Source organism: Sphingorhabdus sp. (assembly GCF_044357595.1).
In the GTDB taxonomy this organism is placed as follows: Bacteria; Pseudomonadota; Alphaproteobacteria; order Sphingomonadales; family Sphingomonadaceae; genus Sphingorhabdus_B.
On record NZ_JBIKPH010000011.1, the window covers coordinates 1 to 26004 of the forward strand.

The following is a 26004-nucleotide window of genomic DNA, read 5'->3' on the forward strand; positions in this document are numbered from 1 at the left end:
AAATTCAGGAAGTGTATCGTCTGCAGGGCGTGAAGATCAACGACAAGCACATCGAAACGATCGTTCGTCAGATGCTGCAAAAGGTTGAGATCACCTTCGGTGGCGACACAACCCTGCTTCCAGGTGAGCAAGTTGACCGCGAAGAAATGGACGCCATCAATGGGAAGCTGGGCAAAGGCCAGGCGCATGCGACCGGCAATCCTGTTCTGCTCGGCATCACAAAGGCATCTTTGCAGACGCGTTCGTTCATCTCGGCGGCGTCCTTCCAGGAAACCACACGCGTCCTCACGCAGGCCGCTGTGGAAGGTAAGAAGGACATTCTGACCGGGTTGAAGGAAAACGTCATCGTTGGCCGCCTGATCCCTGCGGGTACGGGTTCTGCCATGAACCGTATGCGGATTGCAGCAACCAGCCGCGACGTTGCACTTCGTGCCAGCTACAAGAAGCTGCAGGAAAGCCTGATTGCGCCAGAGACAGCGGTTGAAGAGCATGCTGCCGAACTGGCACAGGGTCCTGAAGCCGCCATTGGTGACGATGTGTTGGCAAAGGTCATCGCAGATGACCTGACCACTGAAGATGCAGCAATCGATGACGTGATCGAAATCGGCGAAGAAGAATAAGCGCCGTTTCACTAAAGTTAAAGCAAAGCCCGCTGGAAGCGATTCCGGCGGGCTTTTGCTGTATTATGCATATAAATCACTGGCCGAATCTTCCCGTGCAGAATATACGGCGACAGAAGCTAATTGAGGACGAGTCAGATGTTTGAGGCAGTACGGGCTTGGGTGAAGCAGCATCGCGTTTGGTCGGCCATCATCGTACTGATTTTGCTGCTCGTTCTGTACCGCGCATTGCGCCCTACCCCGCATGACTATGAATATGTCAGCGAGACTGTCACGCGCGGCGAAGTGTTACGCAAAGTGTCCGCCAGCGGCAAGGTCCGCGCGCTGAATACGATCAAGGTCGGTACTGAAGTCTCGGGTCAGATCACCAAGGTATATGTCGATTTCAATTCGCCCGTGAAAGCAGGGCAAATCCTTGCCGAGATTGACTCGACACGCGTCCGCGCACGTGTGCAGCAGTCCGAAGCCCAAGTTGCACTTGCCCGTGCCGGCTTGCAGCAAACGGTGGCCAATGTCGCGCGATCACAGTCAGAACTTGAAATTCAGGAGCGTGATTTTGCCCGGCAAAAGGCCTTGGCGGCTCGCGGCTTCGTTTCAAAGGCCGGCCTCGATCTGGCGCAGAGCAAACTCAATAGCGCGCGCAACGCGCTTCAGGTGGCACTGGCGCAAACGCAAAGCGGCAATGCGCAAATCCGGCAGGCTACGGCGGAGCTTTCATCCGCACAGCTTGATCTGAACCGCACCGTTATCATCGCCCCCGCAAGCGGCGTCATCATCAACAAGCTGGTTGAACCAGGCACAACTGTTGCGGCCAGTTTCCAGACACCCAATCTGTTTGAAATCGCCGCAGACACAACCAAGATGCAGGTGGAAGCATCCGTCGACGAGGCCGACATTGGCCAGATTGTCGAAGGGCAAAATGTGACCTTCACGGTCGACAGCTACCCCGATGATGTGTTTCGCGCGAAAGTGCGGCAAGTCCGCAAAGCACCAGTCGAAACACAAAATGTCGTCAGCTATCTGGTCATCATCGACGTCAATAACGCCGATGGCAAATTGCTACCCGGAATGACCGCAAATGTAGAAATCATCACTGGCGCCAAGGCAAATGTGCTGCGCGTGCCGACCAACACGCTTCGCTTCCGCCCCAAATTGGCGGACCGGGGCGCATCTAAAAAGGACAAGCCGGCTGCGCCCGGCAAAAAGGAAACGCCCGCGCCAATGCTCTATCTGGCAGGGTCTGACTCGTATCGACCCACACAGAAACAGGTTCAGCTTGGCCTGCAAGGTGACGACTATACCGAAGTGACTTCGGGTATCAAAGCAGGGGACAAGATACTCGTCCGGACAAAATCTCTAAAACCGAAGGCCCAAACGGACGATAATGCGGACGAAAATGACAGCGCCGCTTCTTGAAACGCATGATCTGGTAAAGGATTATGTGATCGGGGGCGAGGTGCTGCACGCCGTCAATAGTGTTTCCTTGACCATAAAACGTGGTGAGTTTGTTGCCATCATGGGCGCCAGCGGGTCTGGCAAATCAACTTTCATGAATATGATCGGCTGCCTCGATGTGCCGACATCCGGCACATTGTTGCTCGACGGGATCGACACCAAAACGCTTGATAGCGATGCGCTTGCAGAAATCCGCAACCGTAAAATCGGCTTTGTGTTTCAGCAGTTCAACCTTCTGGCCCGCACCAGCGCGCTGGATAATGTTGCGGTGCCGCTGATTTATGCTGGCCTTGGCTACAGCGAGCGTCGCGATCGCGCACAGGCGAAGCTAGAGGCGATGGGACTTGGCAACCGCCTACAGAACACGCCAGCCAAGCTTTCGGGTGGACAGCAACAGCGCGTCGCCATCGCCCGTGCCTTGGTTACCAATCCGCTCATGCTGCTGGCCGACGAACCGACGGGCGCTCTCGATACGCAGACATCGCTGGATATCATGGGTATTTTTCAGAAACTAAACGACGAAGGCATCACCCTCATCGTTGTCACGCACGAGCCCGACATCGCAGAATATGCCGCCCGGCGAATTGTCTTTCGCGACGGGCAAGTCATGGAAGATGCCGCCGTCAAATCGCGCCGGCGGGCAGTTGCCGGATGACTAACCTTTTTAACGCAATCGCGGGTTGGGGCGTGAATATCGCGATTGCGATGACCGCGCTCCGTACCAATTTGATGCGCTCGATACTGACCACGCTTGGCGTGATGATCGGGGTATTCTCGGTAATACTGGCCGTCGCAGTGGGCAATGGCGCGCAGGTCTCAGTGACGCAGCAGATTGCTACGCTGGGGTCCAACATGGCAATCGTCGTGCCGCAACCCGACAGCGGCAGCGGTCCGCCGCGTTCGACGGATCGTGGTCGGCTGACCGAACGCGACGGGCAAGCTATCTTGCGTCAGGTATCCGGCGTCAGCGCAGTAGCCCCACAGATCCGGAGCAGCGTCCAACTGGTCACACCTGGCCGTAGCGCAACAACCCAAGCGACCGGCGCAACCCCCGAATATGGCATCGTGTCGAACATCACAGCATCTGAAGGGCGCTTCCTGTCCGATAGCGACGTCGGAGCCGCGGCACGTGTGGTGGTGATCGGACAGACAGTAGCAGACAAGCTGTTCGCCGATGCAAATCCCGTCGGTGAAACTGTGCGGATCAACCGCGTGCCATTTAAGGTTATCGGTTTGCTGGAAAGCAAGGGGAGTAATCTGGGTAACGACAATGACGACCAGATTGTCGTTCCGATAACGACGCTGCGTCAGAGGCTGTTGACCACGGCAACGCAAGGACCCGACGATGTAACACTGCTGTTTGTCGGCTTCATCGACGAGGAATCGCTTCTCTTGGGCCAGCAGGAAATCAAGCGCATGTTGCGCGATCGCTACCGTGTGCCAAAAGGCAGGATTAGCCCGTTCACCGTTCGCACAACCACTGAGATTGCCGAGACGACTGGTCAAGTGACCCAGATATTCCAAGCGGTTTTGGTCGCGATTGCCTCAATCTCATTGTTAGTAGGCGGCATCGGCATCATGAACATCATGCTGGTTAGCGTGACCGAACGCACGCGCGAAATCGGGCTTCGTATGGCGTTGGGCGCAAAACGCAGCGACATTAGAAACCAGTTCCTGGTTGAGGCCGCCGTGCTGTGCGTCATTGGCGGCGCCATTGGCCTGACACTGGCGCTAGTCGCCGCGGCCATCTTTCAGAAAGTCGCCGACTTTCCAGCCCCGGTCGGGTTGGACACAGCATTATTGTCGGTCGCGTTTTCAGCAATCATCGGAATATTGTTCGGTGGTTACCCGGCTATTCGGGCATCCCGCCTCTCTCCGATAGAAGCCTTACGCAGCGAATAGTCAGAATTTCCCCGATAACGACAGTTGAAGCAGCGGGTCGAGGCTGCGTTGACGGTTCACGATCTGTGGCAAAGCCGAAACAGGTACCGTTTCCGCCCGCAGCGCCCACCATTTAAAGGGTGTATAGCCTCAGTAGGAGCGATCTCTCTCATCCGCGATCTGTTCACTGATGTCGGCAGCCTTTTTGCAGGCGTCCTTGTCGCCATCTGCGCAGCGCTCGCGGGCCTTCTCACGCCGCCGGGCAAGCTCGCCGATATTTTCTTCACGGTGACGCAACTGGCGACCGCGCTTTTCATCGGACTCGGACTGGCTCGTAGTCAGTACATCGGCCGTTTTTGAAACAATCTTTACAGGTGCCGTGACAACATTCTTGACCAACGATGTCACACACCCTTGCAGCAGAAATGTTGACATGACGGCCAAAACCAAACGCATATTACGCACCAAGATACATCCTCCCTATGACCATCTATTTCAGCAAATTCAGTGCGATCGCGCGGACTTGCTCCGCCATATCTGGACGCTGGAGCGCCAGTGCCAAATTCGCCTCGATATAGCCGACCTTTGATCCACAATCATAACGTTTTCCGTCAAAGGTGACTGCATTAAACGGTTGCTGCCCGATCATTTGCGCCATGGCGTCGGTAAGTTGGATCTCACCCCCGGCGCCTTTTTCCTGTCCTTCAAGGATCTGCATAACCTCTGGCTGCAGAATGTAACGGCCTGACACGATAAGGTTTGACGGCGCGTCTTCGACCTTGGGCTTTTCAACAAGGCCAAGGACTTCCGTCACCGCGCCATTGGTTGCGCCTGGGGCAATGACACCATAGCTCGACACATCTTTATGGGGTACTTCAAGTACGCTGATGATGTTTCCGCCAATGTGTTGATAGGCATCAACCATTTGCTTCATGCAGCCTGGCGATCCGTGCATGAATTCGTCAGGAAGAAAAATGGCGAAAGGCTCATCACCGATAATATCGCGCGCGCACCAAATGGCATGACCGAGGCCTAATGGCTCCTGCTGCCGGACATAAACGCAGTTGCCAGGCGTAAGCCGTGTATTCGCCAAAACCGAGACATCCTTGCCGCGTGACGTCATGGTGTGCTCAAGTTCGAAGACAATGTCGAAATGGTCTTCGATTGCGCTTTTACCGCGCCCCGTAACGAAGATCATTTGTTCAATCCCGGCCTCACGTGCTTCATCGACCGCATATTGAATCAGCGGACTATCGACGATTGGCAGCATCTCTTTGGGAATGGCTTTTGTCGCCGGCAAGAAACGCGTTCCTAATCCGGCAACAGGGAAAATAGCTTTACGAACAGGTTTATGCATCATCACTTCTAATTAGCGCGCGAAACCACCTTGTCTACGCAGAGTTGGTAAGCCGTTCAGCAAATCCTTTTTTCAGTTTTGCCAATTTAGGCGGAATGACGGCAAGGCAATAGGAGTTGCGCTGACCTTCGCCGTCCCAATATTCCTGATGATAATCCTCTGCCGGATACCAAGTGGCCGGGCCTTCGATTGTTGTGACGATGGGTGCCGGCCATTCGACTGCAGCCTTTGATATACCAGCTTCCGCCATTTCGCGCTGTTCTTCCGACAATAAGAAGACGGCGGACCGATATTGTGTGCCGATATCATTGCCTTGCCGATTGAGTTGCGTCGGGTCATGCGTGGCAAAGAATATTTCGAGCAGGTCGGCGTAGCTGATGACGTCAGCATCGAACGCAATGCGAATGGCTTCTGCATGCCCTGTATTGCCGCTGCATACCTCTTTATAGGTTGGATCAACTGTATGGCCGCCAATATAGCCGCTCACGACGCTGCTTACACCGTTAAGCTGCCCGAAAACGGCTTCGGTACACCAGAAACAACCTCCGGCGAAAATGGCTTCTTCTTGGGGCATAAACTTATCCTTGGATTTGCGCCGCATTTGCGGCCCTTGCCGCATCTCCGCGCACCACCAGCAGATACATGGCTGGCGTGACGATACGTGATAGCAAAGTTGAAGAAATCAACCCCCCGATCAACACTATTGCCAGCGGCCCGTAGAGACTGCCGCCAAACAAAGCGAGCGGCATGAGGCCCCCAATTGCTGTGACCGAGGTCAACAGCACGGGAAGGAACCGGACTTCGCCTGCCTTCTCGATAGCTTCACGCAAGGCATAGCCGCGCTGCCGCAGCTGGCTCGTGAAATCGACCAAAAGAATCGAATTCTTTATCTCGATCCCGATCAGCGCGATAAAGCCGATGATGGCCAGAAACGAGAGATTATTGCCAGTTGCCAAAAGCGCGATGAGCCCACCGAATGTGCCGAGTGGGATAACACCCGCGACAACCAAAGCCTCTTTAAATCGACCGAATTCGGCAACAAGGATAGCAAAGATGCTGAACAAAGCGACCATTACGACCGGGCCGAAGCCGGCAAACGTGTCATTGATTTTTTCGGCCTCTCCGCCGACGGCTATCGAATAGCCTGGCTTGAGCGGAATGCGGTCCATCCGTTTTTGGGCATCAAGATTGACCTTCGATACCACAACACCATCCAATATTTGGGCACTAACGCTGACGTTACGCTGAAGATTGAAACGGTAAATGGCGGCAGGCGTGGATTCCAGCGTTGGATTGGAGATTTCGGCCAACGGAATGGCCTGACCGCTTCGGTTTGTGACGTAAATGGACTCAAGGGCAGAGACGGGTTGCGTTTCCGCGAGCGGCAAGCGCACCACAACGGGATAACTATCGCCTTCGGTATCCCGATAGGTGCCCGCACGCTCCCCACTCAGCGCAAGCCGAATTGCGCGGCGCGCCGCACCAGCCGGTACATCGAGCAATGCAGCTTTCGCTTCATCCACCCGCACATCGAGGTCTACCTTGTCGAACGCCACAGGATTGTTAACGTCTCTGGTACCGGGGGTTTCACGCAGTACCTGTTCCATTTTCGCTGCAAGGCGCTTTAGCTCGTCCTGATCAGGACCATAAGCGCGAAATTCGACGGGGGCGTTGATTGGCGCACCGTTTTGGAACAATATCAATTTGACCCGCGCGCCCGGTATCTCGTCCAGCTGCTTGCGCAACCGCTTTATCATTTCGCGTGACTTGGACCCCTCCCAATTTTCCATGATCGCAAGCACTTCGCCATGGGTGGGATTTTCGCCGCGTTGAAACACATTGTAGAAAACTGGTGGATTATAAGCGCCGACATTTTCCGCCCGCACTTTGACTGCAGGTTCGGTTTTCAATATCGCGGAAACCTGCCGCACGATGCGTCCAGTTTCGTTTATACTCGCGCCTTGCTCTGCTTCCACAGTCACGCGGAAATAGGGTGTGTCGGCGTTTGGAAACAGGCTGAAGCCAAGAATCGGCACGAGAAAAAATGCAGCGCACGTGCAGGCCAACGCACCCCAAACGGAACGGCGTGGCCGGTCTAGCGCCCAATGCAGCATAGGGTGGTAGAAACGGTCGATTTTCCGCATCAGCCATTGCAGCAAGGGGCTTCCCTCCTCCGATTCGTCGGCTTTCAATATCCGACTGGCAAGAAACGGGACAATAGTAAGCGAAACAATCATCGACGCAGTGATCGTCGCCACGATCGTTCCAATGAAGCTTTGGACGAACTTGCCCGCGCCCTCGGGTAGGAAGAATAAAGGCAAAAAGGCAAAGACCAAAACGCCGGTAGACCCCAAAACCGCCATCGTGATTTCTTTGGTGCCGTCAATCGCCGCTTCGCTGCGGCTTTTTCCCATACGCAAATGCCGCGCGATGTTTTCAACGACGACGATCGAGTCATCGACCAGCAATCCCAGCGTGAGAATGAAGCCCGCAACAACCAACTGGCTGAGGTTAAAACCATAAGCCGATATTGCGAGCAGCCCCGACGCAATCGACAGCGGGATCGATATCATAACGATCACTGATGCCCGCCAACCCAAAGGCAAAAGTGTTATCAGTACAAGGAACAATGCGATCCCAAAGTCGCGCGCAAGTTCCGTGAGGCGCTTCGTGATGTCTTTGCTTTGGTCGAATTCGACAATTGCCGTGATATCGGGCGGGAGCAGCTTTTGCTGAACCGCAAGTTCCTCGACCAAACGGTTCCGCAATTTTGTCGCGTCGGTTCCTTGTTTTTGGTTGGCCGTGATAAATACCGCACGTTGGCCATTGTGGCTTACTTTGACACGTTGTTCGGCGGCACCCAATGTGACATCAGCAACGTCGCCGACGCGGATTATGGAACCGTCATTCGTCCGGATCGGAAGATTGCGGATGGTATCTACGTTGCGAAAGGCGCCACCCGTTTCCACGTTGAATCGCCGCGCACCACTGGTAACCGCGCCCGCCGGAACGTCGGCGCCGCCGACACGGATGGCGTCGACCACGACGCTTGTTGGCAAACGCAACTCTGCAAGTCTGCCAGAGTTGATGGACACACTGATTTCTGTTTGCGGGAGCCCATAAATATCCGCCTGCCGGACTTCCTTATAGCGCCCCAACGCTTCGCTGATATCACGCGCATATTTTTCCATCCGGTACCAACTTGCCGTATCGCTTAACAAGGCAATCTGGAGGACGGAGGCATTGGTGGTGCGCACTTTTTCGAACTGCAGCCGCTGTAGGTCCGCCGGAAGCTGCGTGCGGATTGCGGTGACCTCGCGCACGGTGTCGTTGAAATATTGGTCAGGATCCCCCGACCAGTCGAACTCGACGCGAATAAGGGCATTGCCATCACTGCTGGTGGATACGACCTGCTGCACATCCTCCAAACCTTGAACCAGCTCTTCGATAGGCTTGGTAATGGTTTGCTCAATTTCCGCTGAATCGGCGCCGGGTTGCGATGCAACAATCGACACGATAGGCATCGTAAAATGCGGATCCACTGCACGCGGCACTTGTTGAAACGCAGAAAAACCCAGCGCACAAAGCAGTGCAAATAGGACAAGCGTTAACTGCCACCTGCGAATTGCGACTTCCGCGATATGCATGTTCTAGCGCTTCCCGATGAGGACGCGGACGGTCGAGCCTGTACGTAATTTCTCCAGCCCGGAGGTGACGATCCGGTCGCCAAACTTTAACCCTCCAGATACAAGCACAAAACCATCGGTGACCCGTTCAACAGCCACATTGCGGGTTTCAACGCGGTTGTCGGCGCGAACCACATAGACAAGACCTTCACCCGTGCGGACACCGAACAACGCGCTTGCAGGAATTTGAACTTGGTCGCCGCTGTCCGATGCTGGGAGCTTCATAGCAGCTGTCCCGATTTGCCCTGATCGCAATGCTGGCTGGCTGGGCAAACGAAATTGCACCGTAAATGTGCCGGTTGCAGCATTCGCGCGGCCGTCAATTTCGGAAATCATCGCTGTTATCGGAGCATTACCCACCGATTCAATTACGATATTCGCGGCCATTCCAATGCGTAGCTTAGATGCGTCGCGGTCCACAATCGGCACGCGGAACACGAAGCCTTGGTCCGCCTCACCCAGCGTCAGCGCCGGCATACCGGCTGCAATCACTTGCCCGGCCTGAACGTTCCGCATCAGCACAACGCCGCTGGACGGAGCATAAAGCTGCGCGGTATTTCGCGCAAAGCCGGCTTGTTGGACGCGGGCATCTGCGCCTTTCACGGCGGCGTCTGCGGCTTCAAATCGGGCTTTCGTAACCCAACCATCGGCATACAGCGAACGGACGCGATCAAATTCTGCACGCACGCGGTCGCGTTCGGCCGTCGCAACGCTCATGTCCGCGCCAACATTGGTGGTATCAAGCGCAGCCAGCAAGGCGCCGCGCTTTACAAAATTGCCTTCTTCGAAACGAACAAGCGCGACTTTACCCGATGTCGTGAAGCCTAAAGGCGTTTCGCGACGATAACGAACGGTGCCGACAGCGTTAATTTCACGTTCAAGGCTTTGTTTCTCTACTGTGAAGACTTGGACAGGGTGAATGGTTTGCGCAGCGATTTTAGGGTTCGCGCTATTGTCGCCACAACTCGCAAGCGGGATAACCAACAACAATCCTGCGAATATTTTTGAAGACATCGGCCCACGGCCCTCCCAAGCACTGATACGATAACCGCGATACCGGAATTCTATTCAGGATGAAATAGCGTTTTGATATGAAACCTATTTCGTAACATTGACACCCGTCAGCACCCCCTCCTCACCGGAATGCGGCCCTCGCAAGCCTGTCATTTATTGCGATGCCGATGCCTTCATGCGGTATGGGTGCAACTGCGATAGAGACAGCGGCGCTGGCATCAGCGGTGTGCAGCGCCTCAAACAAATGTGCTGCGGCCTGCGCGAGATCACCTGTTGAAGACAGGTTATCGTCGCCTGCAATCGCGCCAAAGCCAATGAGATACACATCGGAGTCCGATGCAATGACGTTTAGCCGAACAGGCTTAGACGGCGCATAATGGCTGGCCATTTGGCCAGGCGCCTCAATAGACCCATTGATGGCTGCGAGCGGCGCATAACCGATGACGTTTTCGATGTCTTCCGAAGTCACCGGCCCCGGCCTCAAAATCTGCCAACCATCATCGCGCACGGCAACAATGGTCGACTCCAATCCCGCCGAGCAAGAACCCCCGTCTAAAATCATCGGCACAGCTCCTCCAAGCCCCTTCAGGACATGATCGGCGCGGGTTGGGCTGATTGACCCACTTGGGTTTGCAGAGGGCGCAGCGAGGCTTAAACCGCTTTTAAAGAGCAACGCCTGCATTACAGGATGTGCCGGGCACCGGATAGCGATAGTAGGCAGTCCTGCGGTCACAGCGCGCGCAACGGGGGCGTTGGGTTGCAAAGGCAGCACCAGCGTCAATGGGCCGGGCCAAAAAGCCTCCGCCAGTGCCTGCGCAGTAGCATTAAACACACCAAGCTTTTCTGCCGCTTTCTGGTCGCGTACATGCACAATCAACGGGTTTAAATCTGGACGCCCCTTTGCCGCATAGATACGGGCCACAGCCTCGGCATTTTGGGCATCGGCGGCGAGGCCATATACGGTCTCGGTGGGAATCGCCACAATCTGCCCAGCCCCCAGAAGCTGCGTTGCAGCCGTAATTGCCGCGTCATCTGCTGGCACAACCCAGCCATTCCCCAAGGTATTTGAGCCAAACATCATAAGCGGCTATAGGCGGGTGCAGACCAGCTTTAACAGGATTTTTTATCAGCCATGACGTTTTCAGCACCCGTCGCAGAACAAAACTTCGTTCTTAAGCATATCGTCGGTATCGATGCATTGGCGCAGCATGCGCGCTTTGCCGATGCGACGCCCGATATGGTGCAAGCCATCGTCGATGGCATTGGCGCATTTGCAGAAGGCGAATTTGCCCCGTTAAACCGCATTGGCGACACCGTCGGGGCACGTTTGATTGACGGCAAAGTTGTCATGCCTGATGGATTTGTCGCGGCGTATAAATCCTATGTAGCAAATGGCTGGGGATCGATTAACGCGCCGGCAGAATTTGGAGGACAAGGCCTGCCATTTTCAATTGCTACCGTTGCATTGGATTCGTTAGGCGCGGCCAACATGGCATTTGCCTTATGCCCAATTCTATCGGTTGGCGCGATTGAGGCAATCAACCACCATGGGACGGACCGGCAGAAAGCACTATTTCTGCCGAAGCTTTCGACCGGCGCATATTCCGGCACGATGAACCTGACCGAACCGCAAGCAGGTTCCGACGTTGGCGCGCTAAAATCGACCGCAACCCCACGCGGAGATGGTACCTATCACATCAAAGGCACGAAGATTTATATCAGCTTCGGCGACCATGACATGGCCGAAAACATCGTCCATTTGGTGCTGGCGCGCACGCCCGATGGCCCCGCAGGGACGAAGGGCATTTCGCTGTTTCTCGTGCCCAAATATCGGGTTGATGAAGATGGCGGTATCGGCGCGCAGAATGACATCAAAGTGGTATCTATCGAACATAAGATGGGCATTAATGCGTCGCCTACCTGCGTCTTGGCATTTGGCGAAGAAGGTGAATGTATTGGCGAATTGATCGGTCCCGAATTCGGCGGAATGCGCGCCATGTTCACGATGATGAACAACGCACGGCTGAACGTCGGCTTGCAAGGCGTGCAAGTTGCCGAAGCCGCGACGCAAAAGGCGATCTGGTTCGCCCGTGAACGCGTCCAGTCGGCCAAGGCCAGCGGACCGTCACGGGAACCCGTTTCCATTGTCGAACACCCTGATGTCCGCCGAATGCTGTTGCGTATGAAGGCAGGAACGCAAGCAATACGCGCCTTGTTATATCTCGCATCCGGCTATGTTGACCGCGCAACGTTGGGCGAGGCGGGCGCGCAAGAAATGGTCGATTTACTGACGCCGCTGGCCAAAACCTATGGCACCGACATGGGCAGTGAAATCGCGTCACTTGGAATTCAGGTGCATGGCGGCATGGGCTTTGTGGAGGAAACTGGCGCCGCCCAATATTATCGCGATATCCGGATAGCGGCCATTTACGAAGGCACGAACGGCATTCAGGCCGCGGATCTTGTCGGTCGAAAGCTGGCGATGCAAGGCGGTGATGTCATTCGCAATCATCTCGCCGCGATCTCGGCGAACGCCGCAGAACATGCGGGTCTATCGGCGCTGGCCGCGGCAACGGCGGACGTCACGGACTATATGCTTAATGCTGACATTGATGACCGCTTGGCAGGCAGCTATGCCTATACAAATATGATGGCCGTTGCGACATCGGGCTGGCTGATGTTGAAGCAACTGCGCGCCGCGCAGGCCGCAATCGCCAATGGCGACACAAGCGCATTCCTGCGTGCCAAGGTCGCCGCTTGCCGTTATTATCTTGACGTGATGGTTCCAGAAGCAATGGCCTTCAAGGGCAGCGCCATGGTCGGTGCGGAATTGCTATATGCGATTGATGCGGAGGAATTGGCGGCTTGAACGAACAAACGCTCAAACGCATCGCTGAAGCGCTTGAGCGGCTTTCGCCTCCGCCCGCGCCGCCGACCGACCTGTCGTCCTTTCCTGCTTATCATTGGAACGGAACAGGCTTGGCAGCGGTGCATGATTTCAAACCACTGCCGCTGGAATTGATCGTCGGCGTCGACCGGCAAAAGGCCGAATTGTTCGAGAATTGCCGACGGCATGCATCCGGCGCGGCTGCGCATGACGTGTTGCTATGGGGTGCGCGGGGCATGGGGAAATCCGCATTGGCCAAATCTGTTATCGCCGCGCTTCAGGAGAATGGATTCTTCATCGCCCTTGTCGAAGCCGCTTCAAGCCAGCTTACGAGCCTGCCGACCTTGTTCGAAGAGCTTGGCGCGTCGGGTCGGCGCTATCTTTTGTTCATCGACGATATTTCGTTTGAACCACATGATCAGAACGCGCGTCTGTTGCGGTCATTATTGGAAGGCGGCGTCGAAGCGCGTCCAAACAACGTACGCCTCTGCGTGACGTCGAACCGCCGGAACATAGTTGAACGCGATAGCAGCGATAAGGCTGACGCCATCAACGCGCGCGATGCGATTGACGACAGTCTGGCGTTGGCCGACCGCTTTGGCCTTAAACTTGGCTTCCAATATCCCAATCAGGACGCCTATCTGCACATGGTCGCAAGCTATGCCAGCCATTTTGACTTGGACTGTGACGAAGCCGACGCGCTGGGCTTTGCCCAAGGTCGCGGCGGCCGGTCAGGCCGGATTGCATGGCATTATACCATTGAGCTGGCTGGCCGCGCAGGGCGGAAGATTTAATCCTTCGCCCGAACGCGCCAGACGATGTTGCCTACATCATCACTTACCAACAAAGTACCATCCTTGGCTAAAGCAAGCATAGCAGGGCGGCCCTGCGCCTTGCCGTCCTTATCCAAAAAGCCCGTCAGCACATTGACTGGCTTGCCCGCTGGTTCCCCCTTGGGAAACGGCACGAAGATGACATCATAGCCAGAAACTGGCTTACGATTCCACGAACCATGCCGCGCGACAAAGGCGCCTTCGGTAAGACCTGCACCCAATTTGCCATTATAGCCAAATGCAAGGCCAAGCGGCGCGGTATGCGCGCCCAAGGCATAATCTGGACGCCGTTCATATTCGCGCTTTTCCGGTTTCAGCGGTTTTACGCGGGTATCGGTGAAACCACCCCAATAATGTTGCGGCCAGCCATAGTCGGCGCCAAATTCAACCAAGGCAAGATAATCAGGCACAAGGTCTGAGCCCAGCATGTCGCGTTCGTTTACGACAGTCCACAAACGGCCGGCTTTGTCCCAGCCAAGGCCGACTGGGTTACGCAGACCAATCGCGTAAGGGATTTTCTTGTCCTTCGCGATGTCATATTCGAACACCATGGCACGGCCGACCTCATTTTCCATACCGTTCTCGCCGATATTGCTGTTCGATCCGACAGAGATGTAGATTTTTTTGCCATCAGACGAAGCTGCGAGATTGCGCGTCCAATGGTTGTTGGGCGCTCGGGCGTTGAACTTTGTCAACTCTTTGCCCTTTGCCGTAATCTTCGTATCGCCCGTTTTGTATGGGAAAACCAGCAAGCCGTTCGTGTTGGCAACGTATAATCTCTCGCCGATAAGAACCATGCCAAAAGGCGAATTAAGTCCAGTGAGGAACGGCGTTTTAAGCTCCGCCTGCCCGTCACCATTGGCATCCCGCAATAAGGTGATGCGGTTGGCAGAGGGGACATCCGCGCCGGCCTTGCCCATCAGCCACTTCATGACAAACCCTTCAACGCCGCCCATTTTGCGTGGGGGTGAGTTGGTTTCTGCTACCAATATGTCACCATTGGGAAGCATATAAAGATTGCGCGGGTGGTCGAGGCCCTCAGCAAAGCGTTCAACGACAAGACCGGGTGCGACGACTGGTGCTTCACCAGTCTTCCACCGGTCTACGTCAGCCACGGCAATAGTTGGAAAAATCTGCTCACGGCCTGCCGTAATCTGGGGCGTTGGACCAGTCACGGCGTCTAGCGGCAACTGCGCAACGTCAGGGCGTGTGATATACCAAACGCCGATCAGCCCCAGTGCGACGAAGATCAACGTGATGTTGCGAACGTGTTTCCACATAAATTCTAGCCCTTATTCAGCGACGTTTGCTGTCCATAATCCAAATAACTATCGCAATAGCGCACCCAAGGGCCATGCCGGCAACCGCCCCGGCAGAGGGCTGGTCGAAAACGACGCCTAAGATGACACCAATTAATAGCCCAAAAGCGATAAAGATCCCGCCGGCAAGCCGCGGCTGATTATTTTCTGTTCCTGACATACCGGCCCCTTGCCACCAACTATCATGTCCTAGCAAGCCCGATGTTTATCCTTAATATTTGCTAACCACGTGCTTTTACAGAAATGCGATATCTAAAATTGTAGACGGACGCCGCAGACAGGCTCTTCCACCCCTGGCCTGTCTGCAACCTTTACGGCAAACCCTTAGCCCAGCTGTCAAAAGCCTAATGTTGGCAAGTAGCTGCATTATGCCGTTGGCGCCGGATAGAGCGGTCGGTCCGAGGTTGGCAGAAAAGGCAATTTGCTTTGCCGATAATTGGCTTATGAAGATGAATGATTGAGCCGAAGCTGAATGAGATTGTTATGTTTCGTTCATCTTTAATGGCAAAATGATGAACATATGGGGAGTGGCATGCCGCAAAAGATGAAGCGTCTCGCGCTCTGCATATTGTTAGCGGTTTTGGTCGTAGGCGGCGTCCGAACGATTTACCCCAGCTACAGCCAAGATATCACCTTGCGGCGCCTCACCTTAAATCCTGATGATCCCGCACAGCGGTATGTGGGTGCACTTGCGTTTATCGCTGCATGGGAATTGCAAAGCCGCAATGAGGACTTTGGCGGCATTTCGGCGCTGACAGCGCTGAAAAACGGTCGGTTTGTCGGCATCGGTGACGCGGGGAACTTGATAGGCTTCGGCTTGAGCAACGGTTCACGGGCAACCCGTCCCTTCATTGTGCCGCTGCCCAATGCACAGGGGCCAGACATTGGTTACAAAGACCGCGACAGCGAAGGCATCGCATATGACCCCGATAGCGGCCAATATTGGGTTAGCTTTGAACAAAGGCATGCGATCAGGCGATACTCCGCGTCTTTCGGGCGCCAAACCGGCATAATGCGTCCGCGCGAAATGCAGGATTGGCCCAATAACAAAGGCGCCGAAAGCATTATCCGTTTAAAAGACGGCCGCTTCCTCGTGATTGCCGAAAGCGTTGATGACCGCATGCACCCTGCTTTGTTGTTCTCTGGTGACCCCGTTGAGCGAGGCCCCAGCATCACGTCGTTCAAATTTCGGCCGCCAACGGGCTATCGCGTGACCGACGGCGTGCAGTTGCCGGATGGACGAATCGCCATTTTGAATCGTTCGATTGGTTTCCCGGTGGGCTTTTCAGCCAAAATATCACTGCTAAACCTACCGAACATAAGCCGCGACAGCGTAGTTTCGGCAACGGTCATTGCATCGCTTGCTGCTCCGTTGCTTGTCGACAATATGGAGGGGATAGCCGTCACACGCGAAGGCCAGGACACAATCCTATGGCTCATTTCAGACAATAATTTCAGTATATTCCAGCGCACTATTCTGATGAAGTTCCGCTTACCCCACCAACCGGACAGCAAAAAGCCGGTGGCATCAACTGCCCCCGGCCTTTGATTAGCTTTACCAAAAGGCCGCGTCAGCAGCCTATCGCCTTACGCCGCAGCTTTTTGCTTCTTGGCGATTTCTTTTTTCACTTTGCGTGCATTGGTCGAAAGTTTCTCGTCCGAAGTCTTCAACAACCAGTTGTCGAGACCGCCAACATGCTCAACCGAACGCAGGCCGTGGGTCGAAACGCGGAACTTGTAGCCTTGCTCAAGAGCGTCCGACAACAGGGTAACATTCTGCAGGTTTGGCAAGAATGTGCGCTTTGTCTTGTTGTTGGCGTGGCTCACATTGTTGCCGACCAGACGGCCCTTACCGGTGAGTTCGCAGATGCGCGCCATGATGTATGTCCTGTATAAATGAGTGTATACGGAATCACTGTCCCGCGAAAGTCGCTGCCCCTAACGCTCCACGCCGAAAAGGTCAAGTCGATGTGTGGTCAAAAGCGGTAATCTGCGCTAGCAAAATAACATGTCCCTGATCAAAGCCCGCGAAATGATGAACGAAGCGCTTAATCTAGCGCGTGCAGCTGCTGCGCAAGGCGAGGTGCCAGTTGGCGCAATCGTCGTCAAGGATGGCGTCATTATCGGCCGCGGGTCGAACCGCCCTATCGACAGCCATGACCCCACCGCGCATGCCGAAATCATTGCGATCCGCGCCGCGGCCGCGCAACTTGGCAATGAACGCCTTACCGACTGCGAGTTATGGGTAACGCTGGAGCCCTGCGCCATGTGTGCTGGCGCGATTGCCCATGCCCGCATCGCGCGCCTCTATTATGGCGCGGACGATCCCAAGGGCGGCGCTGTGGCGCATGGTCCGCGGTTATTTGAACAAGCGACCCTGCACCACAAGCCGGAGGTGTATGCGGGCATTGCAGCAGACGTATCCGCCATTTTGCTCAGGGATTTTTTCGCCAGCCGCCGTTAGCGCAGATTTTCCCCTAAAAACGCGAGTGTCCGTGCCCAAGACAGGTCCGCCGCCGCCTTATCGAATCGTGGCGTGCTATCATTATGGAACCCATGCTGCGTTCCAGCATAGAAATGCACTGAGAAGCGCTTCTGGTTTGCAATGAGCGCCGCCTGATACGGCAACCAGCCCATGTTGATACGTTCGTCCACCTCGGCATATTGGACCAGCAAAGGCGCCTTTATTGCGGGAACCTCTTCGGCGCGGGGTTGACGGCCGTAATAAGGCACCGATGCGGCCATTTCGGGATAGGCCACCGCCAGCGCATTGCACACGCCGCCGCCATAGCAAAATCCAACTGCGCCAACCTTGCCAGTGCTTTCGGGATGATCGCGCAGATATTCAAAGCTGGCGAAGAAATCCTCAAGCAATTTTCTGGGGTCCAACTTCGCCTGCAAATCGCGACCTGTCTCATCATTACCGGGATAGCCGCCGACCGATGATAGTCCATCTGGGCCAAGGGCGATATAACCAGCCTTAGCCAAACGCCGGACAACATCTTCGACATAAGGATTGAGCCCACGGTTTTCGTGGATGACCAACACCGCAGGCAACTTGCCTTTTGCCTTGGCAGGTTTGGCCAGCAAGCCGTTGATGCTGCCATGGCCATCGGGACTTGGCACTGTAACGCGTGACGTGATGATCGCAGGGTCATCCGCCCGCACTTGCTGCGCCAGTGCATAATCAGGCTGCAACTGATTGAGAATCATCAACCCGGTCACGCCGGCTGCCGCAAACTTGCCCGCCTCACGCATAAATTCGCGCTTGGTCATCTTGCCATGGACGTAGCCGTCAAAGATTTCGAGAATATAGGGGTGAAAATCGCTGGCCTTCATGCGTGTTGAACCGCTGGTTGGCTTCATCCCTTATACTCCTCAATGCACAAAACGGGCGACAACGTCGCGATACGACCGGCTGACCTTCACCTGCGCGCCGGACCCCAGCACCAAAAAGCATTCGCCATTTGTGTGCGGCTTGACCTGCCGCACTTGGTCCAGATTGACGATCGTCGAACGGTGGACCCGCTGGAACGTCCGCGGGTCGAGCCGCTTTTCCAGATCCTTCATTGTTTCGCGTAGTATCAGCGAGTTGTCGGCCGTGTAAATGCACATATAGTCGCCAGCAGCATCAATACGTTCAATGCTTTCAACATCGACACGGAAAATCTGACCGCGATCCTTAATATTGATCAGCTTTTCAAAGCGCGAAGACGCCATATCCTCATCTATAGACCCGAGATTATCGGCAGCGTTTGGCGCGACTTCATTTATGACCGTGCGCAGGCGCTCAAGCTCATCCGAGGTGCGTTTGTCGGATAGACGGCTGCGCACGCGGTCCATGGTATCAGCCAGACGCTCGGGTTCTACTGGCTTCATCAGATAATCGATGGCCTGCGCCTCAAACGCTTTAATCGCATGTTCGGAATATGCTGTCACAAACACGAACAACGGCGGATCAATATCCATCACGCCCTGCACAACCGAAAAGCCATCAAACCCTGGCATCTGAATATCGAGAAAAACCAAGTCTGGTTTCAGCGTCTTTATCTTGCGAATAGCCTCACGACCATTGTGGCAGGTTGCTACAATCTCGATGTCCTCAAAAGGCTGAAGCCTTAATTCGAGACCCTGGATGGCCAGCTTTTCATCGTCGACCAATATTGTACGAATGCTCATGCGGATATCTTTCCTTGCGACTTAGCCCCCGCTTGGTTGTCGTCCCCTGCCATAATCCCGGTTTGATAAGGTAGTTCCAACAAAACCTCAAATCCTCCCCCGGCTTTGACATAATGTTCAAAACGTTGGTCGTCACCATATGCCTGTAACAAGCGCTCACGCGTGTTCGCCATCCCAACCCCTGTGGATAGGCTGTAGTCTTGCTGCCCCGGCTGCAAGCCCGGCCCTGTGTCCGAAACGGTAATCCGAACCCTTTGCCCGACGAGTTGAGCGACAACGGAAATGTCGGCGCCTTCCTCCTTCGGCGTTACGGCATATTTGATGGCGTTTTCCACCAAAGGCTGAAGCAATAAAGATGGCACCAGAGCGTCTTGAACCGCAGGCTCAATCGTGAAAAATGTTCGCAACCGTTCTTCGAACCGCATTTTTTCGATATCAAGGTAGAGCTTCAAAGTTTCGATTTCTTGGGTGAGCGGCACCTTGGCCGCAGCTTCATTAATGAGGGTAAAACGCAGGAACGAGGACAAACGCGACAACATGGCATTGGCTTGGTCGGTCTGTTTGAGTAACACCAAAGTCGATATGCTGTTCAAAGTGTTGAACAGAAAATGCGGATTAAGCTGATACCGCAACATTGTGAGCTGCGCGCTGGTGGCTTGCGCTTCAAGCCGCATCATTTGGTCTGCCTGCTCCTCGGCGCGCACGAAATAATTGATCGCGTAATACAACGCGGACCATGCACCGACGAGAAGGCTATCCTTGAACAACGCCCCTAATAACAATTGGGCAAAGGGCGTTTGGTCTGCACCCTCCCTGATCGTTTGAACAACCCATGTGTCAATATACGCGTAAAGCAGCGTTGCGCTCATGACCGCGAGCAAAGTGGTCCCCCACGTCATAAATGGTCGTTTTTCAATTACATAGCGGTATACAACCGATAGTATTAACGTGACAGAATACCCGGTGACTGCGGAAATGAGCACCGGAATCAGAAAACTTAACGGTTGCCCGTTTGCAATAACCGTAACAGCGTAGAGCGCAGTAGCGCCGCCCCAACCGGCCGAATGCAGGTTCCAAAAAGCGCGGTTTTTGTCCGCGAAAAAGGGTTTATCCGAAAGCTCTAATATCGCCATATAATCGGTCTAGCCGCATTTCGCTTATGCTTGAAGCCCTTGTTTCATCAGCCAACAATGTTAAACACACGCCTGAGGGGATACCGGCAATGGACAATCAAGACGATCGCGCAAATTTTCACGACATGTCAGAAAGCACGCAAGAGGATTGGCAAATCATCATGCGGCACAATATTCCGTTTTCGCAAGATGGCGGACGCCGGATATTGGACCATCTCAAATTGCTTGATGGTGACTTTGGCGGGTTTGCGGTCGACCGGTTGACGCACTCATTGCAGACAGCGACGCGAGCACATCGTGATGGACGGGATGAGGATTATGTCATCATGGCATTGCTCCACGACATTGGCGACACGCTCGGCGCTACCAACCATCCCGATATCGCCGCTGCCATATTGAAGCCCTTCGTTTCCGAAAAGCTCCTTTGGATTGTGCAAAATCACGGAATTTTCCAGGGGCAAAATTTCTTCCATCATTTGGGCCTCGACCGCGACATGCGGGAGCAGTTTCGGGGCCATGAATGGTTTGCAGAAACTGAAGAATTTATCGACAAATATGACTGTCCATCGTTCGATCCTGAGTACGATACCCTCCCGCTGGAGTTTTTCGAACCAATGGTGATGAAGTTTTTCCGCAGCCCGCTGAACAGCATCTATAAAAGGGCGGTAGAAACCGCAGCTTAAGCAGCATTATGCGCAGACACCCTTTTAACAGGGGCAGTGTATGCTTATATTTGAATAACAGTGGTCGGCTCAAACTGACCAGTGATCCGGAGTTTGCGCGAGCAATCTTCCCTTGAGGGGAAATATTATGGCGAAAAGCCAAAAGAAATCGAGCCGCGAAGTCCGCAAGCCAAAGGCCGAAAAGCCCAAAAAGCAAAACGCATCGAACCCTTCGGCGAAGGGTAATCCAGCAGGCTTAGGTCCCAAAAGCTGAACCGTTAACGCCCAAGCAAGACCCTTGCCTGCCCCGCAACCTGCGCCAACATTGCGGGGGTTGGCACACCCGTAATGCGTGCACGGTCGACCATAGCCTTGAACACTCTGACGCGGACCGCATTGGCCTGTAACCAAGTTTGCGCATCCTCAAGCGGTTTTTTGGCGGCACGGCGGCGCAGGAAATCGAGGCGCATGGTTTGGAAATCGCGCGCCAGACCTGCGACCAGCAACCGCTCCCACGGATCGTGTGGGTCAATTTGCATCGCTGCTCCCTGCGCCCAGCTTAGACCAAGTGCATCACCAAGGGCAGTAAACGCCCGTGTTAGCGCGGTTACATCACCCTTTTGCACCGAAGAAAGCGCCGCCAGCCCGATAGCACCATCCAACTGCGCCAATTGCACCAAACGGTCGGCAATTTTGCGTGGCGCACCATTTTCCGTCAAGCGCGCGCCAAAGCGTTCGGTTTGAAGCCGTATATCATTGGGCAGCAACCCGTCCAACGCCGCTGACAACTTCTGCACCACTGGCGCATAGACCGCAGTAGCTGCGCTGACATCGCGGCCCTCATGGGCATTACGGATGATGTCTGCCATTTGCGCACGGGTTTCCACCGCAAGTTGATTGAACAACATCAAGCGGGCTGTTTCGGGCATGGGCGTAGTGTCGATGGCATGCCACAGGGACGGCAGATCATAAATGCGCTCGGCAATGGCGAAAGCGGCGGCTACATCACCCAGCCGACATCCTTCCTCCTCGGCCAGCTCAAATGGATGGAGCATGCCAAGCCGGTTGATCATTCGGTTGGCCAATTTTGTAGCGATGATCTCCCTGCGCAGCCGGTGCGCCAAAATCGCTGGCTTATGTGCCTTCACCATCACGTCGGGGAACGCTGCCAAAAGCTCGGCATCCATGGACGTGTCCTGCGCCAAAGGCGCCTCTTCAATACCGTCCTGCGCCGCAAGCTTCGCTGTGGAAAGCAAAACGGCCAGCTCGGGCCGGGTCAGGGCACGCCCTTCACTTGCCCGCCGGAACAACGCCTCGTTTGGCGCCAGCCCTTCGACCATACGGTCAAGTTTACCCGCAGCTTCAAAAATTTCTATTAGGCGCACATAAGCAGGCAGATCGGCCGCACCGCCGGTTTCTGCAATCGAGAGCGCCAATGTCTGCAACCGGTTATCCTCCAGCACCAAATGTGCAACCGCGTCAGTCATATCGGTGAGCAAAACATTGCGCGCCTGCATCTTCAACTTGCCAACGCGCATTTGTGCGTTCAGCGCGATTTTGATGTTCACTTCATGGTCAGAACAATCCACACCAGCGCTATTGTCGATGAAGTCAGTGTTGATACGGCCACCGCGCAAAGCATAACCAATACGGCCGGCTTGCGTCACGCCAAGGTTCGCACCCTCGCCGATCACCTGCGCCTGAACATCCGCGCCGTTCACACGAATAAAGTCATTGCCGGGGTCGCCAACGTCCAAATGGCTTTCGCTCCGGTCCTTAATATATGTCCCTATTCCGGCGAACCACATCAATTGAACCGGCGCTTTTAGTATCGCGGTCATCAATGCAGATGGTTCAATTTCTTTCGCATCAATGCCAAGCAAGCTTCTGATTTCAGATGTTGTTTTGATGATTTTGTCCGTGCGCGCGAACACGCCGCCACCCTTGGAAATAAACTTCGCATCATAATCAAGCCAGCTGGAACGCGGCAGGTTAAACAACCGCTGACGTTCTTTCCAACTGGTCGCGGGGTCGGGATTGGGGTCGAAGAAAATATGCCGATGGTCAAATGCAGCGACAATTTTCAGCGTCTTTGACAGCAACATGCCGTTGCCAAAAACATCGCCGGACATATCGCCGACACCCGCAACCGTGATGGGTTCCTTTTGAACATCGACACCCATTTCGGCGAAATGGCGCTGTACTGATAGCCAGCCGCCCTTTGCGGTGATGCCCATCGCCTTATGGTCATAACCAACCGAGCCACCGCTGGCGAACGCATCGCCAAGCCAGAAATTACGTTCAAGCGCGATGGCATTGGCGGTGTCAGAAAATGTCGCTGTGCCCTTGTCGGCTGCAACCACAAAATAAGGGTCGTCGCCATCATGGATGACCACATTATCGGGGTGAACGATCCGGTCGTTGACAATGTTGTCTGTGATGGAAAGCAACGTCCGGATGAATATTTTATAGGCCTCGGTGCCTTCCGCAAACCACGCATCGCGGTCAACGCGCATGTCGGGCAAGCGCTTAGGGTAGAACCCGCCTTTGGCTCCGGTGGGAACGATAACGGCGTTTTTCACCCGTTGCGCCTTCATCAGGCCAAGAACCTCCGTGCGGAAGTCATCGCGCCGGTCGGACCAGCGCAAGCCACCGCGCGCGACAGGTCCGGCACGCAAATGGATACCCTCCACCCGCGGTGAATACACAAACACTTCGCGCCAAGGCAGCGGTGCTGGCAGCCCGGGGACTTTTGCGCAATCAAGCTTGAAGGCAAGCGCCTCAGTTGCTGCTGCAGAAAAGGCGTTGGTGCGCTCTGTCGCCAAGACAATGGCTATGAATCGGCGCAAAATGCGGTCTTCATCAATCGCCGACACTGCCCCAAGATCGGCCGTAATCAATTTATGGAATTTCGCCGCTTCCCTGTCACGGTTTCCGGTCGCTGCGGGATTATGCAGGGCGTCAAATAGCGATATGATCGACCGTGTAATGCTGGCATTTTTGGCCAAAGCTGAAACCACCGTTGGCATGCCGTAAGTCACGCCAGTCTGACGCAAATAGCGATACCATGCCCGCAGCCATATAACCGAGTGGGGATCAAGCCCGCCGATAGTCACCAACTGGTTGAATACATCATTTTCGAACGTTCCATCCAGAACTTGGCTGAGCGCGCCTTCCAAGACATGTGGATTTTGCAGGACAGTCGACACATCGCCGCCGCGCAGGGCCAAACGGAAGTCATGTATATAATTGCCGTCACCCAACGCTGTTGGAGATTCCTCCAAGACATCAAAACCGAAATTTTCTAGCGCCGGAACAACGTTGCTCAGCGGCATGGCGCCGCCATTGCTGTAAATCTTCAGACGAAGCTTGTTGTCCTCTGCAATCAGCCGCGTGATCTTGCTGTGGTCGCGCTCCATCGCAAGCAGACCGACCATATCGCGTGCGGCTTCTTCCGTCGAATAGGTACTGCGGTAATTTGCCGGAAACCCCGGTCCGTAACGAACCAGCATCGCCGCAGCGCGCTTTTCATCTGTCAATCGGACCAATGCCGCTTCCACGGCAGGTTCCCAGCCACGCACCATCAGCTCAAGCTTTGCACCAAGAGCAGTTTCATCCACATTCTGCGCGCGGTCAGGCAAATCGAGCGTGTATCGCAGCAACGCAACGCCGCCATCTTCCAAACCAATAGTCCAGCCCAGCAAACCGCCGCCTGTAGCGTCCATGAGCATTGTCTGAATTTGTTTGCGGATACCGGTCGAAACATCATCGCGCGGTAACCAGACAAAGATATACAGGTGGCGGCCAAGCGGGGAACGCAGGGCAATCAGTTTGGGACGGGGGCGATCCGTCAGCGACATGGCGGTCAACGTCACACGCTCCAGATCATCCAATTTTAGGGCAACCAAAAGGTCGTGCGGTAAAGCTGTCAGCGCATGCGCCATTGCCTTGCCGGCGTGACCCGAGGGATCAAAGCCAAAGCGCTTCATAAGCGACGCCAGATGCGTCCTGAGCAGCGGTATCTCCTCTGGGGCAGTTGCGAGTGCCGCGCTCGTCCAAAGCCCTGCAGTGACCGCTAAGCCCTTAATACGCCCGCCCGTTTTGACTGGAATGACGATAAGGTCCAACTGCACGCTACGATGGACGGTCGAAACCCTGTTGGATTTGAGCACCAATGGCGCGATTCCGCTATCTTCAAACCATTTTATGGCCAGAGCAACGCTATCTTCCGCAAGGATGGGCGCATCGGTAACGCGCGATAACCCAAGGCGGTCGGATCGCGCGCCATCGCTGCTGATCCGCTCATGCGCCAATATGGTCATGTTGTTGTCGAGGAACCAGCGAATGAGGGCAGTACCTTCGCTGTCGCGCAAGCTATCGGCGTCAGCGGATAAGGCCGCGAGCATATTGCGCCAGTCTGTAACCGCGCCGCGCACATCGGCCAGAACAGCGGATAGAATGTTTTCAAGCTTGCGGCGCGCGCGTGCGTCGACACGCTCTGTTTCCAAGTAAATGAAGGACTCGCAGGCCTGCCCTACTTCCCGCTTCCGGCTGATCTCTAAAAGCGTCAGCGCGTCATCGCGGACAACACTCAACACGGGGTGAATGATGCGTTTCACGGCTATGCCACAAGCGGCCACGGCAGAAGAAACCGAGTCCACCAAAAAGGGCATATCGTCGTTGTTCAACGCAACGCGCATCATCAAACGGCCCCGCGCATCGGTAAAGCTATCCAGTGCTATAGCGGCGGTGCCCGGCTTGCGGTAAAGGCCAGTCTCAATTGTGAATCGCGCGGCATCCTCGGCCGCTTTGGCATCAAAGCCTTCATTCTCGCCCGGTAAAGCGGTCTGGGCAAAGGCGGACACCATATCGTTCAAAAGGGTCTTGTTTATTTTTCCGATCTTTTTAGCAATTTTGGCGGCCGCCATGAAATTGTCTCCTAAGCCCGAAAGCAAATGGTTATGTGCCATGTTCAACG

General features: G+C 54.9%; 21 protein-coding genes and 1 pseudogene. 10 read left to right on the forward strand and 12 right to left on the reverse strand.

From position 1 onward, the window contains the following. The 4 genes and pseudogenes from ACIQ2T_RS02885 to ACIQ2T_RS02900 all read left to right on the forward strand — a co-directional run. Nucleotides 1-620: pseudogene (locus ACIQ2T_RS02885) on the forward strand (DNA-directed RNA polymerase subunit beta'); the annotation flags it as partial. A 138-nt stretch (nucleotides 621-758) separates the two neighbouring features. Next, nucleotides 759-2036, forward strand: a complete 1278-nt coding sequence (locus ACIQ2T_RS02890) for an efflux RND transporter periplasmic adaptor subunit (RefSeq protein ID WP_397589485.1) — start codon at nucleotides 759-761, stop codon at nucleotides 2034-2036. Further along, complete coding sequence (locus ACIQ2T_RS02895; protein WP_397589486.1) at nucleotides 2017-2730, forward strand: ABC transporter ATP-binding protein; 714 nt, start codon at nucleotides 2017-2019, stop codon at nucleotides 2728-2730. Before ACIQ2T_RS02890 ends, ACIQ2T_RS02895 begins: the two co-directional genes overlap by 20 nt. Further along, nucleotides 2727-3977, forward strand: a complete 1251-nt coding sequence (locus ACIQ2T_RS02900) for an ABC transporter permease (protein WP_397589487.1) — start codon at nucleotides 2727-2729, stop codon at nucleotides 3975-3977. The genes ACIQ2T_RS02895 and ACIQ2T_RS02900 overlap by 4 nt, the downstream gene beginning before the upstream one ends. Before the next feature lie 129 nt (nucleotides 3978-4106). Here ACIQ2T_RS02900 and ACIQ2T_RS02905 read toward each other — a convergent pair whose 3' ends face one another. From ACIQ2T_RS02905 to ACIQ2T_RS02930, 6 genes are all read right to left on the reverse strand, one after another. Beyond that, complete coding sequence (locus tag ACIQ2T_RS02905; RefSeq protein ID WP_397589508.1) at nucleotides 4107-4412, reverse strand: hypothetical protein; 306 nt, start codon at nucleotides 4410-4412, stop codon at nucleotides 4107-4109. Between the two features lie 34 nt (nucleotides 4413-4446). After that, on the reverse strand, nucleotides 4447-5316 hold the full coding sequence (gene galU / locus ACIQ2T_RS02910; protein ID WP_397589488.1) for a UTP--glucose-1-phosphate uridylyltransferase GalU: 870 nt from the start codon (nucleotides 5314-5316) through the stop codon (nucleotides 4447-4449). A gap of 31 nt (nucleotides 5317-5347) precedes the next feature. Further along, nucleotides 5348-5887: a peptide-methionine (S)-S-oxide reductase MsrA gene (msrA, locus tag ACIQ2T_RS02915; RefSeq protein ID WP_397589489.1), complete on the reverse strand. Its 540-nt coding sequence runs from the start codon at nucleotides 5885-5887 to the stop codon at nucleotides 5348-5350. A 4-nt stretch (nucleotides 5888-5891) separates the two neighbouring features. Next, nucleotides 5892-8960 carry an efflux RND transporter permease subunit gene (locus ACIQ2T_RS02920; RefSeq protein WP_397589490.1) on the reverse strand — a complete coding sequence of 1023 codons (3069 nt, stop codon included), beginning with the start codon at nucleotides 8958-8960 and terminating at the stop codon, nucleotides 5892-5894. A 3-nt stretch (nucleotides 8961-8963) separates the two neighbouring features. After that, a complete protein-coding gene (locus ACIQ2T_RS02925; protein ID WP_397589491.1) occupies nucleotides 8964-10013 on the reverse strand; it encodes an efflux RND transporter periplasmic adaptor subunit in 1050 nt (349 codons plus the stop codon). 121 nt (nucleotides 10014-10134) lie between these two features. After that, nucleotides 10135-11094: an L-threonylcarbamoyladenylate synthase gene (locus ACIQ2T_RS02930; RefSeq protein WP_397589492.1), complete on the reverse strand. Its 960-nt coding sequence runs from the start codon at nucleotides 11092-11094 to the stop codon at nucleotides 10135-10137. Between the two features lie 51 nt (nucleotides 11095-11145). Between ACIQ2T_RS02930 and ACIQ2T_RS02935 the strand changes: the two genes are divergently transcribed. Beyond that, the gene (locus ACIQ2T_RS02935) at nucleotides 11146-12882 is read left to right on the forward strand and encodes an acyl-CoA dehydrogenase (protein ID WP_397589493.1); all 1737 of its coding nucleotides are present in this window, start codon (nucleotides 11146-11148) and stop codon (nucleotides 12880-12882) included. Then, the gene (locus ACIQ2T_RS02940; RefSeq protein ID WP_397589494.1) at nucleotides 12879-13694 is read left to right on the forward strand and encodes an ATP-binding protein; all 816 of its coding nucleotides are present in this window, start codon (nucleotides 12879-12881) and stop codon (nucleotides 13692-13694) included. The genes ACIQ2T_RS02935 and ACIQ2T_RS02940 overlap by 4 nt, the downstream gene beginning before the upstream one ends. Here the strand turns inward: ACIQ2T_RS02940 and ACIQ2T_RS02945 are convergent. Continuing rightward, nucleotides 13691-15013, reverse strand: coding sequence for a PQQ-dependent sugar dehydrogenase (locus tag ACIQ2T_RS02945; protein ID WP_397589495.1), 1323 nt, complete (start codon nucleotides 15011-15013; stop codon nucleotides 13691-13693). The two genes, ACIQ2T_RS02940 and ACIQ2T_RS02945, sit on opposite strands and share 4 nt — an antisense overlap. 571 nt (nucleotides 15014-15584) lie before the next feature. Between ACIQ2T_RS02945 and ACIQ2T_RS02950 the strand changes: the two genes are divergently transcribed. After that, entirely contained in the window at nucleotides 15585-16601 is a 1017-nt protein-coding gene (locus ACIQ2T_RS02950; RefSeq protein ID WP_397589496.1) for an esterase-like activity of phytase family protein, read from the forward strand. 38 nt (nucleotides 16602-16639) lie between these two features. Here the strand turns inward: ACIQ2T_RS02950 and rpmB are convergent, their stop codons facing one another. Further along, the gene (rpmB, locus tag ACIQ2T_RS02955; RefSeq protein WP_125230549.1) at nucleotides 16640-16930 is read right to left on the reverse strand and encodes a 50S ribosomal protein L28; all 291 of its coding nucleotides are present in this window, start codon (nucleotides 16928-16930) and stop codon (nucleotides 16640-16642) included. Between the two features lie 130 nt (nucleotides 16931-17060). Here rpmB and tadA point away from each other — a divergent pair, with 130 nt between their 5' ends. Then, nucleotides 17061-17516: a tRNA adenosine(34) deaminase TadA gene (tadA, locus tag ACIQ2T_RS02960; RefSeq protein ID WP_397589497.1), complete on the forward strand. Its 456-nt coding sequence runs from the start codon at nucleotides 17061-17063 to the stop codon at nucleotides 17514-17516. Here the strand turns inward: tadA and yghX are convergent. From yghX to ACIQ2T_RS02975, 3 genes are read right to left on the reverse strand one after another with little or no spacing between them, the layout of a single operon-like run. Continuing rightward, a complete protein-coding gene (gene yghX / locus ACIQ2T_RS02965) occupies nucleotides 17513-18418 on the reverse strand; it encodes a YghX family hydrolase (RefSeq protein WP_397589498.1) in 906 nt (301 codons plus the stop codon). The genes tadA and yghX overlap by 4 nt on opposite strands. Before the next feature lie 12 nt (nucleotides 18419-18430). Next, nucleotides 18431-19231: a LytR/AlgR family response regulator transcription factor gene (locus ACIQ2T_RS02970; protein WP_397589499.1), complete on the reverse strand. Its 801-nt coding sequence runs from the start codon at nucleotides 19229-19231 to the stop codon at nucleotides 18431-18433. After that, nucleotides 19228-20364, reverse strand: a complete 1137-nt coding sequence (locus ACIQ2T_RS02975) for a sensor histidine kinase (protein ID WP_397589500.1) — start codon at nucleotides 20362-20364, stop codon at nucleotides 19228-19230. The genes ACIQ2T_RS02970 and ACIQ2T_RS02975 overlap by 4 nt, the downstream gene beginning before the upstream one ends. Before the next feature lie 89 nt (nucleotides 20365-20453). Here ACIQ2T_RS02975 and ACIQ2T_RS02980 point away from each other — a divergent pair, with 89 nt between their 5' ends. Continuing rightward, complete coding sequence (locus ACIQ2T_RS02980; protein WP_397589501.1) at nucleotides 20454-21047, forward strand: HD domain-containing protein; 594 nt, start codon at nucleotides 20454-20456, stop codon at nucleotides 21045-21047. A 127-nt stretch (nucleotides 21048-21174) separates the two neighbouring features. After that, a complete protein-coding gene (locus ACIQ2T_RS02985) occupies nucleotides 21175-21300 on the forward strand; it encodes a hypothetical protein (protein WP_306062333.1) in 126 nt (41 codons plus the stop codon). 4 nt (nucleotides 21301-21304) lie between these two features. Here the strand turns inward: ACIQ2T_RS02985 and ACIQ2T_RS02990 are convergent, their stop codons facing one another. Next, a complete protein-coding gene (locus ACIQ2T_RS02990) occupies nucleotides 21305-25954 on the reverse strand; it encodes an NAD-glutamate dehydrogenase (protein WP_397589502.1) in 4650 nt (1549 codons plus the stop codon). Between the last annotated feature and the right edge of the window lie 50 nt (nucleotides 25955-26004).

Excerpts from the sequence above, each read along its gene's own strand:
- ACIQ2T_RS02890 (WP_397589485.1), top strand. The coding sequence starts at position 759 with ATGTTTGAGGCAGTACGGGCTTGGGTGAAGCAGCATCGCGTTTGGTCG.
- ACIQ2T_RS02895 (WP_397589486.1), top strand. The coding sequence starts at position 2,017 with ATGACAGCGCCGCTTCTTGAAACGCATGATCTGGTAAAGGATTATGTG.
- ACIQ2T_RS02900 (WP_397589487.1), top strand. The coding sequence starts at position 2,727 with ATGACTAACCTTTTTAACGCAATCGCGGGTTGGGGCGTGAATATCGCG.
- ACIQ2T_RS02905 (WP_397589508.1), bottom strand. The coding sequence starts at position 4,412 with ATGCGTTTGGTTTTGGCCGTCATGTCAACATTTCTGCTGCAAGGGTGT.
- galU (WP_397589488.1), bottom strand. The coding sequence starts at position 5,316 with ATGATGCATAAACCTGTTCGTAAAGCTATTTTCCCTGTTGCCGGATTA.
- msrA (WP_397589489.1), bottom strand. The coding sequence starts at position 5,887 with ATGCCCCAAGAAGAAGCCATTTTCGCCGGAGGTTGTTTCTGGTGTACC.
- ACIQ2T_RS02920 (WP_397589490.1), bottom strand. The coding sequence starts at position 8,960 with ATGCATATCGCGGAAGTCGCAATTCGCAGGTGGCAGTTAACGCTTGTC.
- ACIQ2T_RS02925 (WP_397589491.1), bottom strand. The coding sequence starts at position 10,013 with ATGTCTTCAAAAATATTCGCAGGATTGTTGTTGGTTATCCCGCTTGCG.
- ACIQ2T_RS02930 (WP_397589492.1), bottom strand. The coding sequence starts at position 11,094 with ATGATGTTTGGCTCAAATACCTTGGGGAATGGCTGGGTTGTGCCAGCA.
- ACIQ2T_RS02935 (WP_397589493.1), top strand. The coding sequence starts at position 11,146 with ATGACGTTTTCAGCACCCGTCGCAGAACAAAACTTCGTTCTTAAGCAT.
- ACIQ2T_RS02945 (WP_397589495.1), bottom strand. The coding sequence starts at position 15,013 with ATGTGGAAACACGTTCGCAACATCACGTTGATCTTCGTCGCACTGGGG.
- ACIQ2T_RS02950 (WP_397589496.1), top strand. The coding sequence starts at position 15,585 with ATGCCGCAAAAGATGAAGCGTCTCGCGCTCTGCATATTGTTAGCGGTT.
- rpmB (WP_125230549.1), bottom strand. The coding sequence starts at position 16,930 with ATGGCGCGCATCTGCGAACTCACCGGTAAGGGCCGTCTGGTCGGCAAC.
- tadA (WP_397589497.1), top strand. The coding sequence starts at position 17,061 with ATGTCCCTGATCAAAGCCCGCGAAATGATGAACGAAGCGCTTAATCTA.
- yghX (WP_397589498.1), bottom strand. The coding sequence starts at position 18,418 with ATGAAGCCAACCAGCGGTTCAACACGCATGAAGGCCAGCGATTTTCAC.
- ACIQ2T_RS02970 (WP_397589499.1), bottom strand. The coding sequence starts at position 19,231 with ATGAGCATTCGTACAATATTGGTCGACGATGAAAAGCTGGCCATCCAG.
- ACIQ2T_RS02975 (WP_397589500.1), bottom strand. The coding sequence starts at position 20,364 with ATGGCGATATTAGAGCTTTCGGATAAACCCTTTTTCGCGGACAAAAAC.
- ACIQ2T_RS02980 (WP_397589501.1), top strand. The coding sequence starts at position 20,454 with ATGGACAATCAAGACGATCGCGCAAATTTTCACGACATGTCAGAAAGC.
- ACIQ2T_RS02985 (WP_306062333.1), top strand. The coding sequence starts at position 21,175 with ATGGCGAAAAGCCAAAAGAAATCGAGCCGCGAAGTCCGCAAGCCAAAG.
- ACIQ2T_RS02990 (WP_397589502.1), bottom strand. The coding sequence starts at position 25,954 with ATGGCGGCCGCCAAAATTGCTAAAAAGATCGGAAAAATAAACAAGACC.